At 69.5% G+C, this 16,502-nt stretch carries 11 protein-coding genes; 9 read left to right on the top strand and 2 right to left on the bottom strand.

The window, feature by feature from the left end; all coding sequences use genetic code 11:
- The first annotated feature begins 262 nt into the window (after positions 1 to 262).
- The 8 genes from V5P93_RS11890 to V5P93_RS11855 all read left to right on the top strand — a co-directional run bounded on the left by V5P93_RS11890 (position 263) and on the right by V5P93_RS11855 (position 11,915).
- Positions 263 to 1,285: a hypothetical protein gene (locus V5P93_RS11890; RefSeq protein WP_104483365.1), complete on the top strand. Its 1,023-nt coding sequence runs from the start codon at positions 263 to 265 to the stop codon at positions 1,283 to 1,285.
- Entirely contained in the window at positions 1,276 to 1,743 is a 468-nt protein-coding gene (locus V5P93_RS11885) for a pilin (RefSeq protein ID WP_219824202.1), read from the top strand. The genes V5P93_RS11890 and V5P93_RS11885 overlap by 10 nt, the downstream gene beginning before the upstream one ends.
- Positions 1,744 to 1,909: 166 nt before the next feature.
- Entirely contained in the window at positions 1,910 to 4,102 is a 2,193-nt protein-coding gene (locus tag V5P93_RS11880; protein ID WP_181043945.1) for a hypothetical protein, read from the top strand.
- A complete protein-coding gene (locus V5P93_RS11875) occupies positions 4,099 to 5,304 on the top strand; it encodes a PrgI family protein (RefSeq protein ID WP_104483366.1) in 1,206 nt (401 codons plus the stop codon). Before V5P93_RS11880 ends, V5P93_RS11875 begins: the two co-directional genes overlap by 4 nt.
- Positions 5,304 to 7,190, top strand: a complete 1,887-nt coding sequence (locus V5P93_RS11870) for a VirB4 family type IV secretion system protein (protein WP_104483367.1) — start codon at positions 5,304 to 5,306, stop codon at positions 7,188 to 7,190. Before V5P93_RS11875 ends, V5P93_RS11870 begins: the two co-directional genes overlap by 1 nt.
- Positions 7,191 to 7,213: 23 nt before the next feature.
- Positions 7,214 to 9,796, top strand: a complete 2,583-nt coding sequence (locus tag V5P93_RS11865; protein WP_104483378.1) for a helicase HerA domain-containing protein — start codon at positions 7,214 to 7,216, stop codon at positions 9,794 to 9,796.
- Positions 9,797 to 9,889: 93 nt separating this feature from the next.
- A complete protein-coding gene (locus V5P93_RS11860) occupies positions 9,890 to 10,927 on the top strand; it encodes a replication-relaxation family protein (protein WP_104483368.1) in 1,038 nt (345 codons plus the stop codon).
- Positions 10,928 to 10,934: 7 nt separating this feature from the next.
- Entirely contained in the window at positions 10,935 to 11,915 is a 981-nt protein-coding gene (locus V5P93_RS11855) for a bifunctional lysozyme/C40 family peptidase (protein ID WP_104483379.1), read from the top strand.
- 152 nt (positions 11,916 to 12,067) lie between these two features.
- Here the strand turns inward: V5P93_RS11855 and V5P93_RS11850 are convergent, their stop codons facing one another.
- The gene (locus V5P93_RS11850) at positions 12,068 to 12,571 is read right to left on the bottom strand and encodes a YcxB family protein (RefSeq protein ID WP_104483369.1); all 504 of its coding nucleotides are present in this window, start codon (positions 12,569 to 12,571) and stop codon (positions 12,068 to 12,070) included.
- 160 nt (positions 12,572 to 12,731) lie between these two features.
- Here V5P93_RS11850 and V5P93_RS11845 point away from each other — a divergent pair, with 160 nt between their 5' ends.
- A complete protein-coding gene (locus V5P93_RS11845; protein WP_219824203.1) occupies positions 12,732 to 13,463 on the top strand; it encodes a tetratricopeptide repeat protein in 732 nt (243 codons plus the stop codon).
- 1,386 nt (positions 13,464 to 14,849) lie between these two features.
- Here the strand turns inward: V5P93_RS11845 and V5P93_RS11840 are convergent.
- A complete protein-coding gene (locus V5P93_RS11840) occupies positions 14,850 to 16,463 on the bottom strand; it encodes a hypothetical protein (protein WP_104483371.1) in 1,614 nt (537 codons plus the stop codon).
- Positions 16,464 to 16,502: the final 39 nt, after the last annotated feature.

Here is a 16,502-nt window from a genome sequence, read left to right as displayed (position 1 = left end):
TACCGGAGTGGTACGAAACTGGTACCGCCTCGCGGATGCCCAGCTAGGCCGACATGAACGATCGCCGTCGTCGATCTTGCCGTGGGGGCCGCGTGATCCACGCGCGCCCGCCAGGGCGATCTTGTGTCGCGCGTGGACGATCTTCGTAATACTTTGGTACTAGTTCGGTATGGGTTTCGTACCAGTGCGGTAAGAGTTTCGTACCACCCCGGGTGGCGTCCTGGGCGGGTCGTTGTTCCGACTCGCTTCAGGGACGATTCCCATGGCTTCTCATCAGTTCATTCCCCGCCCGGTGTTCGAGCGCGATCCGAACGCGTTGGACGCGGCGCGTTCGACGTTCGAGTGGTTGGTCACCGGGCCGCACCCGGTGTCGCTGGACGGCCGCTTGTTCCCCGGGTTCCCGGCACGATGGGTGCCGCTGGACGAGGTGTGCGATCTGCTGCTGCGCGCCGACTGCCGGCAGACGGTGCGCGACGCGGTGTGGACGCATCTGGTCCGCCTGGCCCGCACCGAAGGCGGTACCTGGACCATCGGCGCGGTCGGTGTCGCGCTGCCCGCGCTGACCTCCGTCTGCGCGAGGTTGTCGGCGCGGTTCGCCGGTGACCCGAGCGACATCCACGCCGCCGTGCTGACCGCGTTCGTCGCCGAACTCGCCACCATCGACCTCCACCGTCCGCGCGTCATGAACCGGCTGCGGTGGGTCGCCTACCGCGCCGGCTACGCCTGCGTCCGCGAGGCGTTGACCATGCCGCGGCCCTCCGGCCTCGGGTACGGGTCGATGACGCCACCGCCGCCGTCCGGGCACCCCGATTTCGTCCTCGCGGACGCGGTCGCCGCGGGCGTCATCACCGCGGCCGAGGCCGAGCTCATCGGCTCGACTCGCTTCGAGGACGTGTCGCTGGCCGATGCCGCGGCGCTGCGCGACCTGTCCCACCAGGCGGTGAAGAAGGCGCGCAGGAGGGCCGAGTTCCGGCTCGTCGACTACCTGCTCGCCGACACCCGCGACACCCCGACCACACAGGACACCACCCGCACCCCGGCGCCTGGGAACGCCGACGGCACCAGCCCCTCCGACGCGACCGCTCACCCGACCGCGACCGGCGCGCCGTCACGCACAGCCACCGCGGCCCGGGGAAAACGGGCGAAGAAAGTTCACGATCGCGTGTCCCCGGAAGGCTCCTTTTCCGGAGTTGAGAGGCGCGGAAGAAAACACACCCCCGCGGATCCCTCGCCCCAGCCTCAGCCGCTGTCGGGCACGACTCCGGGAGCGTCGCGATGCGCCTGAACCGAACCCACCCTTCCCTCTCCTGCGATCCCGAGACCGCGGTCGACCGTCCCGACACGACACCGACCACCGCGCCGACGACTCCTCGGCGGTGCACGAGCGACACCGCGCTCACCAGCCGTCGGCGACCGCGCCGCCGGGGCCCGGTGGTCCTCGGACTGGTCGTCCTGGCCGTGCTCGCCGGCGTCACGCCCGCGCACGCGGACACGATGGTGCTCGCGATCGCGGGCAGCGTCGACGAGGTCCTGACCAACATCCGCAACTGGATCATGGGCATCCTCGCGTTGCTGGCGACGGTGTTCCTCACCATCGGCGGCGTCCGCCGTGTGTTCGGCGCCGGGGATCCGGGCGAGCAGGAGAAGTCCAAAGAGGCGTTCAAGGCCGCCGGGATCGGCTACGCGCTGGCCGCTCTGGCCCCGCTGGTCGTGACGGTGCTCAAGGGCATCGTCGGGGGTTGAGCCGATGACCCCCACCGGCCCCACCACGCCGCCTCACACCACGGCAACCACTACGCGAGACTCCTCGATCGGCTCCCCGGATCTGCCCGTGCTCGCCCCGCCGACGACACGGACCCGACGGCGGACGCGGTTCGCGCGACCCACGCGGGCACGGGCCCTGGTTGCGTTGACGGTCAGCCTGCTCGTCCTCGTCGTCGCCGCGCTCGCCGCCGCGGGCACCGACCCCCACGGCGGCCCGCGGGTGTCGCTGGCCGCCGCCGTGCAGCCGCCTGTGCTGCCGATTCCCACGGTCGACCCGGACCCGTGCGGGTCGCTGCCGCTACCGGTCTGCGGCACCGTGCCCCCGACCGCCTCGACCACACCGTCGACGCCGCCGTGCACCGGGGAGGGCTGCATCCCCCAACCCGGGACCACCACCACGCCCGCGCCCGGCCCGGGCACCGGACAGCCGGGCCAGGGCGGTGAGGAGGAGGACGACTGCGGGATCACCGACCCCGTGGCGTGCGTGACCGAGGCCATCAACGCGCTCTTCCGGGGCATCGTCACCGAGGCGCTCAACCCGCTCCTCGATCTATTGGGGCGCACGTTGTTGACCACGCCGATGCCGGACTCACTGCCCCGCCTCGGCGAGCTGTGGGACAACTCGTGGCAGATCCTGCTGATCGCCTACGGGCTGCTGGTGCTCATCGCGGGTGTCATCGCGATGAGCTACCAGACCCTGCAAACACGACACTCGATCAAGGAACTCCTGCCTCGCCTTGTGGTCGGGTTCCTGTCCGGGGCGCTGTCGCTGTGGGTGGCCACCAAGGGCATCCAAATCGCCAACGCGCTCGTCGCGGCGATCATGGGCGGTGGGGTCGACGCCACCACCGCCGGGCAGACGCTGCGCAACCTCGTCATCGGGTCGCTCAACGGCGGGCTGTGGATCATCTTCATCGGCCTGTTCCTCGCCGGGATGCTCATCGCCCTGCTCATCACCTACGTCGTCCGCGTCGCCCTGACCCTGCTGCTGATCGGTGGCGCACCGCTGGCGTTGATGTTCCACGCCCTCCCCCAGACCGAGGGCATCGGCTACTGGTGGTGGAAAGCCTACGGCGGCTGCCTGGCCATCCAGATCGGACAATCCCTCACTCTGATCACCGGAGTGAAGGTCTTCCTCGCCCCGGGCGGTTTCACCGTCTTCGGACCGACCGTGTCCGGGCTGGTCAACCTCCTCGTGGCGTTGGCGTTGATGTACATCCTGTTCAAGATCCCGTTCTGGGTACTCGGATCCATCCGCGGCGGAGGCGGCGGCCGGTCCCTGATCGGCGGACTCGTCAAGGGCTTCCTCGCCTACAAGACCTTCGGCCTGCTCGGCGGCGGAGGTGGCGGTCGGCGAGGGCCCCGCCCGACCGGCACACCCAAGAACGGGGGCCGCCGCGACGGGGCCGGTGACGGCCGACTTGACCCGTACAAGTCCACGCGCGCCACCGCGGGCGGTCAGCTGATGCTGCCCCTGCCCGGTGTCCGCCGCACCCGCCCGACCACCGCGAAGAAGACGCCCACGCCGACAGCGACACCCACCACCTCGGGCAAAGGCCAGGGGCGTCAGTTGGCGCTGCCGTTGGGCGAGGACTGGCCGGAGAACAAGCCGGTCCTCGGCCGCGACGGCCAGTACCGACTGCCCCTGGACGTCCAACCCGCACCCGTCCCACCCGTCCCGCCCTCGGCCGCCGACCCGGGTGTTCCCCGCGCGCCGAGGAAGCGTGCGAGGCAGCCGGAGTTGCCGTTCGACCCGTACCAGGGCAACCGCCCGACCAGCAGCGGGCAGTACCCACTCCCGCTGGACGGCGTGCGGCGAGTACCCCGCCCACCCGCCCCGACACCGCCCCCACCGACTCCGCCCACTCGTCGGTCCCGCGCGACGCAGCCCGAACTGCCCTTCGACCCCTACAAGGGCATCCGTCCCACCAGCACCGGGCAGCACCCACTCCCGCTGGACGGCGTGCGGCGAGTGCCGCCTCCAGCACCCGGCCCGTCGCGAGCACCGGTTCCGCCGACGTCGCCGTCGCCTCGTCCTCGGGTCACGCAGCCGGAGCTGCCCTTCGACCCCTACAAGGGCATCCGTCCCACCAGCACTGGGCAGTACCCGCTCCCGCTGGACGGGGTGCGGCGCACTCCCGCCGCACCACCGGCACCGCCCACACCGACACCACCTGGACCGTCGCGCCCGGCGCCGCGCGCCGGGAAGCAGCTGCGGTTGCCGCTGGACCTGCCCAAGCCGCCGACCCCGCCGCGCTTCACCCCACCACCGCCGCAGCCGCCTGTTCCACCACCAGCCGCGCGGCCCACCACCCCGAAGCCTGGAGGTAAGCCATGACCGCGCCCGTGCGCATCCCGGCCGACGTGGACATGCACGACCGTGTCCTCGGCCCCCTGACCGCCCGCCAACTCGCGATCCTCACCGCCGCCGGAGCCGCGCTCTACCTGCTGTGGGCCGCGACCCGCGGCCTGGTGCCCTTGCCGGTGTTCCTGGCCGTGGCCGTCCCGGTCGGGGCAGGCGCGGCGATGCTCGCCCTCGGCCGCCGCGACGGGGTCCCGATGGACATCCTGCTCCTCGCCGCGATCCGCCAGCGCCTGGCCCCGCGCCACCGGGTCGCGGCGCCCGAGGGGGTACGGCCCGCACCCGCCTGGCTCACCACCACCCACTCCACCGCCGCGGACGCGAGCGCGGGGAAGCGCGCGGGCCGAGGGACACCGCCGCCAGATGAGCCGGTGTCACCCTCGGCGTTGCGGCTGCCCGCCGAGTCGGTCACCGAAACCGGAGTAGTCGACCTCGGCGCCGACGGCCTGGCGGTGGTCGCGGTCGCCAGCACGGTCAACTTCGCGCTGCGGACCGCAGCCGAGCAGGAGGCACTCGTGGCGAGTTTCGGGCGGTACCTGCACTCGCTGACCGCCCCGGTGCAGATCGTGGTGCGGACCGAGCGGCTGGACCTGTCCGCGCAGATCGCCGAGCTGCGCACGAGGTCCGGTGGGTTGCCGCACCCCGCGTTGGAGGCCGCGGCGATCGAGCACGCCGACTACCTCATGCGGCTCGGGCAGCAGTCCGACCTGCTCCGGCGGCAGGTGCTGCTCGTGCTGCGCGAACCCCTCGGCCCGACCAGGCCGACCGATGGGTTGGGTGGCCCCGGCCCGCTCGCCGTGCTCGCCGCGATGACCGGCAAGCGCCGCAAGACCACCGGGCAGGCCGACACCGGGGCCCGGCGGGCGGCGGAGACACGGCTGGTGCGTCGCCTCGGCGAGGCAGTCGAGCTGCTGTCCCCCGCCGGGATCGTGGTGACACCTCTGGACGCCGGGCAGGTGACCTCGGTGCTGGCCTCGGCGTGCAACCCGGACAGTCTGCTGCCCCCGTCGGCCGAGCTGGCAGGCGCCGACGAGGTCATCACCACCACCCCCACCGCGTGGTTCGTCGAGGACGACCACGACACCGCCCCCCAACACAACCCCCAGGCAGCTGCCCGCGACGAGGGCGGCGACTGGGACTACGACGAGGACTTCGAGGACGAGAGGGGGCGCTCCTGATGGGCACCCGCACACACCGCACCCGACGCCCCAACACCTCGACGACCGCCGCGCCCGGGGCCGCGGCGTTCACCCCCGACGCCCTCTCCGTCGCCGCCCGCCACCTGGAGGTCGGCGGCGAATGGGTCAGCTCGTTCGCCGTCGTCGGCTTCCCCCGCGAAGTGCACCCGGGATGGCTGGCGCCGCTGCTGACCTACCCAGGCCGCCTCGATGTGTCCGTCCACGTCGAACCGATCGACCCGGCCACCGCCACCGACCGACTGCGCAAGCAACTCGCCAAGTTGGAGGCCGGGCGCCGACACACCGCCGAGCACGGCCGCCTGTTCGACCCGCGGGTCGAGGCCGCCACCGAGGACGCCTACGACCTGTCCTCCCGCGTGGCCCGCGGCGAGGGACGGTTGTTCCGGGTCGGGCTGTACCTGACCATCCACGCCGCCACCGAGAAAACCCTCGCGGACGAGATCGCGGCGCTGCGGTCGCTGTGCGCGAGTTTGTTGTTGGACGCCAAACACACCACCTACCGGAGCCTGCAGGGCTGGGTCTCGACGTTACCCATGGGTCTGGACCTGATCGGGATGCGCCGCACCTTCGACACCGCCGCGCTGGCCGCCGCGTTCCCGTTCACCAGCCCCGACCTGCCCGCCCCCGACCCCACGTCGGTGGCCGCGCCCTCGGGAGTGCTCTACGGCTACAACATCGGCTCCCAGGGGCTGGTGCACTGGGATCGGTTCGGCGACGGGATGCACAACCACAACTCCGTGATCCTCGGTCGGAGTGGGTCCGGCAAGTCCTATCTGGTCAAGCTGGAACTGCTGCGGTCGCTGTATCGGGGGATCGAGATCGCCGTCATCGACCCCGAGGACGAATACGCACGCCTGGCCACCGCGGTCGGCGGGACCTACGTCCACCTCGGCGCTCCTGGTGTCCGGTTGAACCCGTTCGACCTGCCCATCCACACCCGTGCCGATGGTCGGCGGACCGCGCCCAAGGACGCCCTCACCCGACGCAGCCTGTTCCTGCACACGGTGATCGCCGTCCTCATCGGCCTGGAGTTGGAGGCGGGCGAGCGGGCGGCGCTGGACCGGGCGATCGCCGCGACCTACCAGTCCGTCGGCATCACCGCCGACCCCCGCACCTGGACCCGCCCCTCCCCAACCCTGCGCGACCTACGCGACCGGCTCGCCGAGGCCGGTGAGCGATCCGCGGCCGAGCTCGCCGCCCGCCTGCACCCCTACGTGGACGGGGCCTTCGCGCAGCTGTTCGACGGCCCCACCAGCACCAGCCCGGAGGGACACCTCACGGTGTTCAGCCTGCGCGACCTCCCGGACGAGCTGAAGGGCGCCGGCACGCTGCTGGTGTTGGACGCGGTGTGGCGGCGGGTATCCAACCCGGCCGTTCGACGGCCTCGGCTGGTCGTGGTGGACGAGGCGTGGCTGCTCATGCAACAGAAAGCCGGCGCGGAGTTCCTGTTCCGCATGTCCAAAGCCAGCCGCAAACACTGGGCCGGGGTCACCGTGGCCACCCAGGACACCCCGGACCTGCTCGCCAGCGAACTCGGCCAGGCGATCGTGGCCAACGCCGCCACACAGATCCTGTTACGCCAGGCGCCGCAGGCCATCGACGAGGTCGGCCGCGCGTTCGACCTCTCCGCCGGCGAACGGGCGTTCCTGCTCTCGGCCGATCGCGGTCAGGGCTTGCTGTCCAGCGGGACTCAACGGGTCGCGTTCCAGGCCATCGCCTCCCCGACCGAGCACTACCTGGTCACCAGCAACCCCGCCGAACTCGCCACCCACCCCGACACCCACCACGCCGAGGACATGTTCGTCGACCTCGACGACGAGGGGTACGACAGCGACGACACCCCGATCGACCTGGGCACCGCATGAGCCCGCACCCACCGTTCGAGACCATGATCATCGGCGCGCCGGCGCGCAGCTCCACCCCGCTCTCGACCACGGCGTCGGGGTGGGTGGAGGACTACCTGCGAGACCCGGGTGGCGCGTTCACCGCACTGCTGGGCCGACTCCGCGACCTCGCCATCACATGGGGGCCGATCGCGGTACCCGTGCTCGCGGCCCTGGTCACCGCGGTCGTGCTCGGGCGTCAGAGGTGGCAGCGACGCTGCCACGAGCAGCTGCTCGCCGATGCCCGCATGGTCACCGTGCTCGCCCCACCCACCGTGGACCCCGCCGGCGGCGCCGCGCTGTGGTCCAACCTCGTCGGCCTGCTGCGGCCCGGGTGGCGGCGGGCGTTCACCGGACAGCCGCACGTGGCGTGCGAGTACGTGTTCTCCGAGGCCGGAGTCGCGATCCGACTCTGGGTCCCCGGCGTCATCCCGCCCGGCCTGGTCGAGCGCGCAGTGGAGGCGGCGTGGCCCGGCGCGCACACCCGCGTCGGCCCCGCCGAACCGCCCCTGCCCGCACCCGGCGAGGGGCAGCGGCGACTGGTGGTCGGCGGCGAACTCCGCCTCGCCAGGGCGGAGGCACTGCCGATCCGGTCGGACTTCGACGCCGACCCCATCCGCGCCCTGCTCGGCGCGCCAGTCGGCCTCGGCCGCGACGACCACGCCTGCGTGCAGATCCTGGCGCGCCCGGTCACCGGCCGCCGCGTCCAACGCGCCCGCCGCGCCGCCCGCCACGTCCACACCGGCGGCTCGACCCGGGTGGTCGGTCGCCTGCTCGACCTGATCACCCCCGGCACCCGACACCGGTCGCGCCGCCCGGCCTCGGCACGCACAACCGCCGGGGCACTGCACTCCGACCCACAGACCTCCCTGGAGTACTCGGCGCAGAACAGGGCCATCGTCGCGAAACAGCGAGGAAGCCAGTTCGAGACGGTGGTCCGCTACGCCGTGGCGACCCTGCTACCCGCCGACACCGCCGACGACCAGCTGCGCCAGGCGCGCGATGTCGCCCGCGGACGCGCCCACGCCCTCGCCGCCTCGTTCGCCTCCTACACCGAACACAACCACTACACCCGCCGTCGCCTGCGCCACCCCGGCGCGGTGATCGACCACCGGCAGCTCGGGCGCGGCGACCTGCTGTCGGTGCCCGAACTGGCCGCGATCGCCCACCTCCCCACCGACGAGTCCATCCCCGGCATCCAACGCGCCGGGGCCCGCGCCGTCGCGCCCCCACCCGGGATCGTCACTCCGGGCCCGGACGCCAAACCCCTCGGCGTCACCGACGCCGGCCATCCACGCCCGGTCGCGCTGCGGGTGGCCGACGCCCGCCATCACCTCCATGTCCTCGGCGCGACTGGCTCGGGCAAGAGCACCCTGCTCGGGAACATGATCCTGTCGGATGCCGAGGCGGGTCGCGGGATCGTGCTCGTGGACCCCAAAGGCGACCTGGTCACCGACGTGCTCGCGCGTCTGCCCCGTTCGGTCGCCGACCGGGTCGTCGTGTTCGACGCCGACAGTCGCTACTCCCCGCCCTGTCTCAATCCCCTCGACGGTGGTCAGACGGACGTGACCGTGGACAACCTGGTCAGTGTCTTCCGCCGCGTCTACTCCGCCTTCTGGGGACCCCGCACCGACGACGTGATGCGCGCGGCCTGCCTGACCCTGCGCACCCAGGAAGGCGTCGCCACCCTCGCTGACCTGCCGAAGTTGTTGGCGGACAGCGCGTTCCGTGGACGGGTCACCGCAGGCGTCACCGACCCGGTGCTGCGGGGTTTCTGGTCCTGGTACGAGGAGCTGACCGACTCCACCCGATCCCAGGTCATCAGCCCGCTGATGAACAAACTCCGCGCATTCCTGTTGAGACCCTTCGTCCGCGACGCCATCGCGGGCGGACACTCCACCGTGGACATGGGCGAGATCCTCGACGGCGGCATCTGCCTCGTCCGCATCCCCAAAGGTTCCCTCGGCGAGGAGACCACCCGGCTGGTCGGGTCGCTGGTGGTGGCCCGCACCTGGCAGGCCGCCACCGCCCGCGCCCGCATACCCCAACGACTCCGCCGCGACGCGTCCCTGGTCATCGACGAGTTCCACAACTTCCTCAACTTGCCCTACCCCATCGAGGACATGCTCGCCGAGTCCCGGGGATACCGGCTGGCCATGGTCTACGCCAACCAACACCTCGCCCAACTCCACCGCGAACTGCGCGAGGGCATCTCCACCAACGCCCGCAACAAGATCATCCTCAACGCGGGCCCCGAGGACGCCCGCGAACTCGCCCGCCACACCGCACCACGCCTGACCGACCACGACCTCGCCCACCTCGGCGCCTACCACGCCGCCGCCCGCTTGGTCCTGCACGGCGAACAGACCCAACCCTTCACCCTGCTCACCCAACCCCTCCCACCCGCCATTCCCGGCCGCGCCCGCGAGATCCGGGCGGCGGCACGCCGCAACACCACCCGGACACACCAGACCACAGCCGCCGCAGACAATTCCGCGAACGACAGCGGCCGGCCTCCACGACGGCCCACCGGACCGTCCCACCCGGCCGACCGGACGCCGAGCAGCGACCCTCGCCGCGCCCGCTGACCGAGTCACCCCCACACCACTCCCACACCGCCCACTCGCCTGGCGCTCCCACGCCCGCGGGCGGCTTCACCGCGCCCACCAGGAGGTCGACTCATGATCACCAACACCCAGCAGCGCGCTCTGCGCGGCCACCAACCCACTCGCCCCACACCTCGCGCCGCCAACACCGCCGAGCACCGGGCGATGCTGGCGTGGCGGATGACCCCACGCGACAAGTGGATCGGCCGGATGCTGTGGGAACACCGCGTGTTGACCACCCACCAGCTGACCGAGTTGGCCTTCGCGGGACCGCGGACCGCGCGGATCCGGCTCCGCGAGTTGTTCCTGCTCGGCGTCACCGATCGTTTCCAGCCGTTCGTCACCACCGGCAGCTCACCGATGCACTACGTCCTCGCCCCCGCGGGCGCGGCCGTGCTCGCCGCCGAGGACGGCATGGAGGTCAAAGACCTCGGCTACCGCCACGACCGCGTCCTCGGCGTCGCCCACAGCCTGCGCCTGGCCCACACCACCGGCGTCAACAGCTGGCACACCGCCCTGGTCGCCCACGCCCGCCGCATCAGCGGCGACACGGCGTTGACGGCGTGGTGGTCGGAACGACGTTGTGCCCGCCACTTCGGGGACCTGGTCCGCCCCGACGGCTACGGCCGCTGGCAGCAGGCGGGTCGGGAGATCGAGTGGTTCCTGGAGTACGACACCGGCACCGAACCCTTGGGCAAGCTGGCCGGGAAACTCTCCGGCTACGCCGCCCTCGCCCAGGCCAGCGGAATCAGCACCCCGCTGCTGGTGTGGGTGCCCACCTCCCGGCGAGAGGCAGGTGCCCGCCGTGCCCTGGCCACGGCATGGCGCGGCCTCGACGACCCGGCCTCGGTGCCCGTCGCCACCGCCGCGGCAGAACTCCTCGACCCCGCCGCGGCGCACCCTGGTCCCGCCGACGAGGTCTGGCTGCCCCTCGACGCCACCGCGGGCGGCGTCCGACGCGGGCTGGCGGGGTTGACCGAGGCGTGGCCTCACCTTCCACCACCGGTCAGCCCGACCAGCGACACCGTCCTCGGCGTCGGTACGCCGGTCGCGATGGTGCCCGCGCCGCAGCCGATGCCGCCCGTGGTGCGTGGCCGTTCGGGACGGCGGTGAGACGCCGATGCCCACCAAGCTGGTCCTCACCGCCGCCGCGGTGCTGCTGCTCATCGTCGTCCTGCCCGGCGCCGGTGTCGCCGGGGTGCTCTCGGCCATCTTCGGCGGTTCGGACACCATCACCCTGGCCAAGTGCTCCACGCCGATCGCCGACATCCCACCCGACTACTGCCAGCTCTACGTCACCGCCGCCCCCGACTGCCCCGGCCTGCCCTGGACCGTGCTGGCCGCCATCGGCAAGGCCGAGACCGACCACGGCCGCTCCACCCTGCCCGGCGTCCGCGACGGCGAGAACTCCGCCGGCGCCGGTGGCCCGATGCAGTTCCTCGCCTCGACCTTCGCCAGCGTCGTCGCCGCGCACCCACTGCCCCCCGGAGGGGTCTCACCACCATCGCGGTACAACCCGAGCGACGCCATCCACGCCGCCGCGTTCCTGCTCTGCGACAACGGAGCCCGCCAGGGCGACCTCCGCGCCGCCGTGTTCGCCTACAACCACGACGACCGCTACGTCGACAAAGTCCTCGCCCAAGCCGCCCTCTACACCCAAGCCATCCTCGGTGGCACCGGCGAAACCGGCGCCGGTGACTGCGACGCCATCCAGGCCCCCAACCCCGCCGCGCTCGCCGCGATCAACTACGCCTGCGGACAACGAGGACTGCCCTACGAATGGGGCGGCAACGGCCCCTCCCGAGGCGACACGGGCTTCGACTGCTCCGGCCTGACCACCGCCGCCTACGCCGCCGCCGGAATCACCCTGCCCCGCACCGCGCACACCCAGTTCCACGCCGGACCACGAGTCCCCGACGGACAACCACTCCTGCCCGGCGACCTCGTCTTCTACGGCACACCCGCCAAAATCCACCACGTCGGCCTCTACCTCGGCGGCGGCCTCATGATCGACGCACCCGACTTCGGCCAGGTCGTCAAGAACGAACCCTACCGCTACAACGGCGACGACTACGCCGGAGCGACGCGCCCGGCCAGGTAACCATATATGTAGTTTCCGCTCGAATCTGAACACTTCCGGGTGTACTTGAGCACCGCGTGAGCATTTGTTCATGTTTCCCAGAAAGGAGGTCGCTACGGTGCACGCCTTCTGTCCCAACCCGAAGTCGAAGGAAGGCCGGTGGCCGGGCTATTTCACGCGCGCTGGGCCGGCGCACGCCGTAGCGGGACCACCGACGTCCGCGCGGCGGCGAGGGCGGCGAACTCGGCCTGCTGCTCCGGGGTCATGAGGTTCTTGGGCAGCGGGACTGCCTGCGACTTGGTGAACATCAGGTACCAGACGTCGGGCTTCTCCACGACCCGCGCCAGCGTCTCCCAGTGGCACCGCATCTGGGCCAGCGGGTACGCGATGCTCACCCACTGGTCGTCGATCACCAGGTTGAACGCGGCCCGAGTGGCGGACCAATGCGCCTCCAGCGCCTGGGCGGCCGTGACCCGCCCGATGCGGAACACCAGCAGGGGGCCGAGGATCACACAGACGACCCCCACCACCTTGTCGATCGTCGTCAGGGTCAGCATGGCGACGCCAAGCGCGACGAGCACCGCGCCCAGCACGTAGAGCCGGTTGAGCTGCGGACGGAGCAGGAACTGGGTCGTGCGCTTGAACAGGCGCTCGTCGTACGGCACCGCGATCGTCATGGACACCGGCACACCTTAATACGAATGACGTTCGCGGCTGCCAGGGCGAGCGCATCCCCGCCTGTACGGGTTCCAGCCCTCCGATCAGCTCGCCGACTGCCACGAGACGGGGCGGTCAGTGGGCAAGCGTGGACCCGCACCCAAGCCCACGTCGCTGCGCGTGCTGCACGGTGACCGCCCCGACCGGATCAACACCCGCGAGCCGGTCCCACCCGATGCCGAGGTCGAACCGCCGGACCGGCTGTCCGACTCGGCCCGCGCGATCCGGGACCGGCTCGCACCCGGACTGGTCGCCCGCAAGGTGCTGACCGTCTGGGACGCCGACGCCCTCGCCATCCTGTGCCAGGCGGTGGCCCGCTACCGCGAGGCCACCAGCCTGCTCAACAGCTCGGCCCTGCTCGTGCAGGGATCGGGCGGGCTGGTGAAGAACCCAACCACCACCCTCGGCACCGCCAACGACCTCGCCCTCCGACTACACGCCACAGGCGACCACCGGGCCGCGCGCGATCTCGACGAGGACACCCTGGCGCGCTACCGCCGCGTGCTGGGCGAGGACCACCCCGACACCCCGCGGACGGGACGCGATCTCGTCTCGGTTCTCCGCGACCTTGATCAGCACGACCAAGCCGACGCACTACAAACATGGATCGACCACACCGCCACATCACGACGATCATGGACCAATCGCAGACCGGCAAGCACCACAGAACCATCTTGTTCGCGTCATCACGAACATCCGGTCATGCCGCAGACCGTGCGCACTACACAGGGCAGAGAATGCTCAAGCAGCGCGGAAACCACCCACGGACGAGCCGCTCACATCGCACGGAAACACCAGGTCCAGCGATCAGATTTGCTCATGTTCGTCCGGAACGTACACCTATCTAACTAGTGCAAAATGCCTAGAAGGGTGACGTTTCCAAGTTCTCGCCGTCCTTACCGTAAGGGCCCCAGTTGTAAATTTCGCACTGCATTTCGCACCCGGGACCAATCTGATACATTCGCCAAGTTCCTCCAATGCAATCTCATTAAAGGTCGTAACATTTGCCGAAATAACGCCACTCAACCGGAAAGCCACTATCCTGGCCGCGCTTGCCATTGGCACGTCAGCCAAATCGCACTCGTCCTGATAGTAGCCGGCAACGGAGTCTAGACTAGCCAAATAGGCGTCGATAGGCGTTTCAAAGCAGTTGCGGACGAGTTCGGCCGCAGAGTATGCGGGTTCGGCTCCACCGCAAAAGTTTTCAACTCCTGCGCACGTCCTAGGTCAGATTGACCAGAGGGGTGGACGTAAAAGAATTGGTATTCGGGATAAACTACACCAGGATTATACCCGACTACCACTACTCCTATAGGGCTAAGCTTGCTCGGATCCTCGTCTTCTATTGACCGCAGCCTGTCGATCACCGTTTCGCACGACCCCTGCAGAGATACGCACGATCTCAACTCGACGCCAGCGGTTCGACGAATGAACGCAATCGTATGCTCATCGTGAACGGTAGCTCGGCCGCAGGTCAGAATGACAGCTTTAAGGTCAGAATCCACCGCGCACGATTTGATCGTATTGTCGAGTTTTTGGGCCTGAAATGTCGTCCGTCCGTCAGAGACGGCGACGACTCCGTTGCTGCATCGGAACGCGGCCAGCATAGTCATGGTCCGCAAGTATAGCGTTCGCAGTTATTAAATCAACTGGGGTTTCACCGGCATGGCTTGACTTCGCCAGTTGGAGGAAGCGTTCATACACCTGTAGCAGTTGGCAGCCGCACATAGAGACTGGTGATGGTGCGACGGCCCAGAGAGACCGCGAACGAAACCGGCGAGACGGGCGGGACCAACGATGAGACCGGGTCGGTGGCGCGTCTCGGGGTGGTCCCGGACAGCGCTAGGCCGCTGGCCGAGCCGACCACCGAGCAGCGGATGTGGGCGTACTATATGACTAGTGGGCCAGGGGCCGGAGGCCGACCGGCGCGGACCTGGACCGGATTGCCGGGCCTGACAACTACGGCCGAGGGTGCTACGCCGGTGGCAGCAGGCCGGGCACCTGCCACCTGATATCGGTGGTTTATACGGTCGTCGCGACAACCAGGGGTTAAAGTCGGTCTTTGCCTCGTCGCAGGGGTTTGTGGTGTGGGTGCAGCCCGCGCGTGCCTCGTCGAGCATTTGTTGGGCGTGTGTGCGCGGCGTCGTCCCTTCCTCGGTCGAAGGTCGTTGCTGGTGTGGGCCTGGCTCTCCCGGTCCCTGGAACTGTACTCGTTGTGAGCATGGCGGCTGGCGTTGCCTACCGTGCGCCGAACGCTTTCATCTGATTCCAGTCGAGTCCGGCGTCATTGACGTCATCTTCGGTCAGGAGGATATAGTGCCATCTGCCGTCGACTTTGCCGCTGTTGTTGACGGTGTTGGCCCAGGTCTTGGCGGCCTTCGCCTTGGCCTGGACGTCTTCGGCGTTGGCGTCCTTGTTCATTTTGGTCTCGATGAGCCAGCACGTTCGTTGCCCGTCGACCTCCTCGATTGCGACGAGGTCGGGGTTGTACTCGCGGCCCTCCTGCGTCCAGGTGATCGGAAGGTCGTTGATGTGGAGGCGTGCCCACACGATGACGTTGGGGGCCTCGTCGAGCGCCTGTGCAGCCTTGTACTCAGGTGAAGTGTCGAACCAGGCATACTCGTAGAGGCACTTCTTCCAACCGTTGTAGGCGACTGACTTCGAGTGCGGCTCGGAGTGCCCGCCAAGGTGTTCCTTGGCGACCTGGCGCTCCTTCTGCAACCTCTGGAACTTCACCTCATCGGAGAACACAACGTCCTGACCGGCGACCTTCTTCAGCTGGTCCGTAACGAGGTTGGTGAGCCTACGGCACGCACGCTCCCAGAATGCGGACAAGTGCTTTTGCGCGCCGGTTCCCATACCGTCGATTACCAAATCAGCGAGGCGCTGCGCCGCGCGGGCCTCTCCTGCTTCCGGGCGGACGCTCGGGGCGCGCATTATGGCTTTCACGAGACCAGCGCGAGAGGTTTCAAGTGGGATATCAAGGGCAAGGGCCTCGACCCTCGCCTCGGCTTGCACGCCGCGGACCGTGCCGCCTTCGTCGGGCCGCAGCAGTGTCCGGCGCAATTCGGTATCGGCCTCGGTCGCCAGGGCCTTGCCGAGCGCGGTGAACGGGGCGTCGTCATGGATCTGGTTGAGGGAGATCACCGCCTTGGAGGCGACCTTCTGTGTGTACGGAATCGCGATCTCAGCGCGGTCCGGGAGCGGGTAGTGCTTCCGAATGTTGGACTCGGTCTGCTCTGCCGCGTCCTTGGCCTTCCCAAGGAGACGCTGCAAGTCGACGATGCCACCCGCAGGCGCGGGCTCCACAGGGAGCGAGCCAGAGGTCTGCTGGGCGGCGGGCGTCTTGTCACCGGCAACGGCGTCGTTTTGCGCCGCACCTGCGGGGATGACATCGGCCGCTTCGTTGACGATCTTTCTGCGGGCGACCAGCTTGCCCTCTGCGGTGCGGCGGATCTCGGCGAGTACGGCGTGGTCAATGAACTTCTCGTTAAGCGCTTGCCGCTTAGCCAGCAGGGCCTCGTAGCGCTCGTGAGCGAGCACCTCGACAGTGTCGAGCATCTCGACCCCGGTGTACGTCCCAAACGGGAGTCTCATACCTCGACCCAGCGTCTGTTCGGTGAGCACGGATGACACGCTGGCGCGCATGGAGGCGATGACGTAGACGTTCTTGACGTCCCAGCCTTCCTTCAGCATGCCCACGCTGATGATGACGCGGACGGGTGACTGCGGGTCCTCCACGTCCTCCAGCGCGGCCAATGCCGCTTCCTTCTCGTCGCCCTTCAGGTTTGAGTGGACGAGCAGCGTGCGGCCGATCCAAGCGCCGTTGTCGAACGCTTCACTGTCGAACAACTCCTGGTAACGATCGGCTTCGGCCGTGTCTTTGGGGTG

The organism is Actinokineospora auranticolor, from assembly GCF_041897805.1.
Taxonomy (GTDB): Bacteria; Actinomycetota; Actinomycetes; order Mycobacteriales; family Pseudonocardiaceae; genus Actinokineospora; species Actinokineospora auranticolor.
This window is presented reverse-complemented; position numbering and strand designations above follow the sequence as displayed.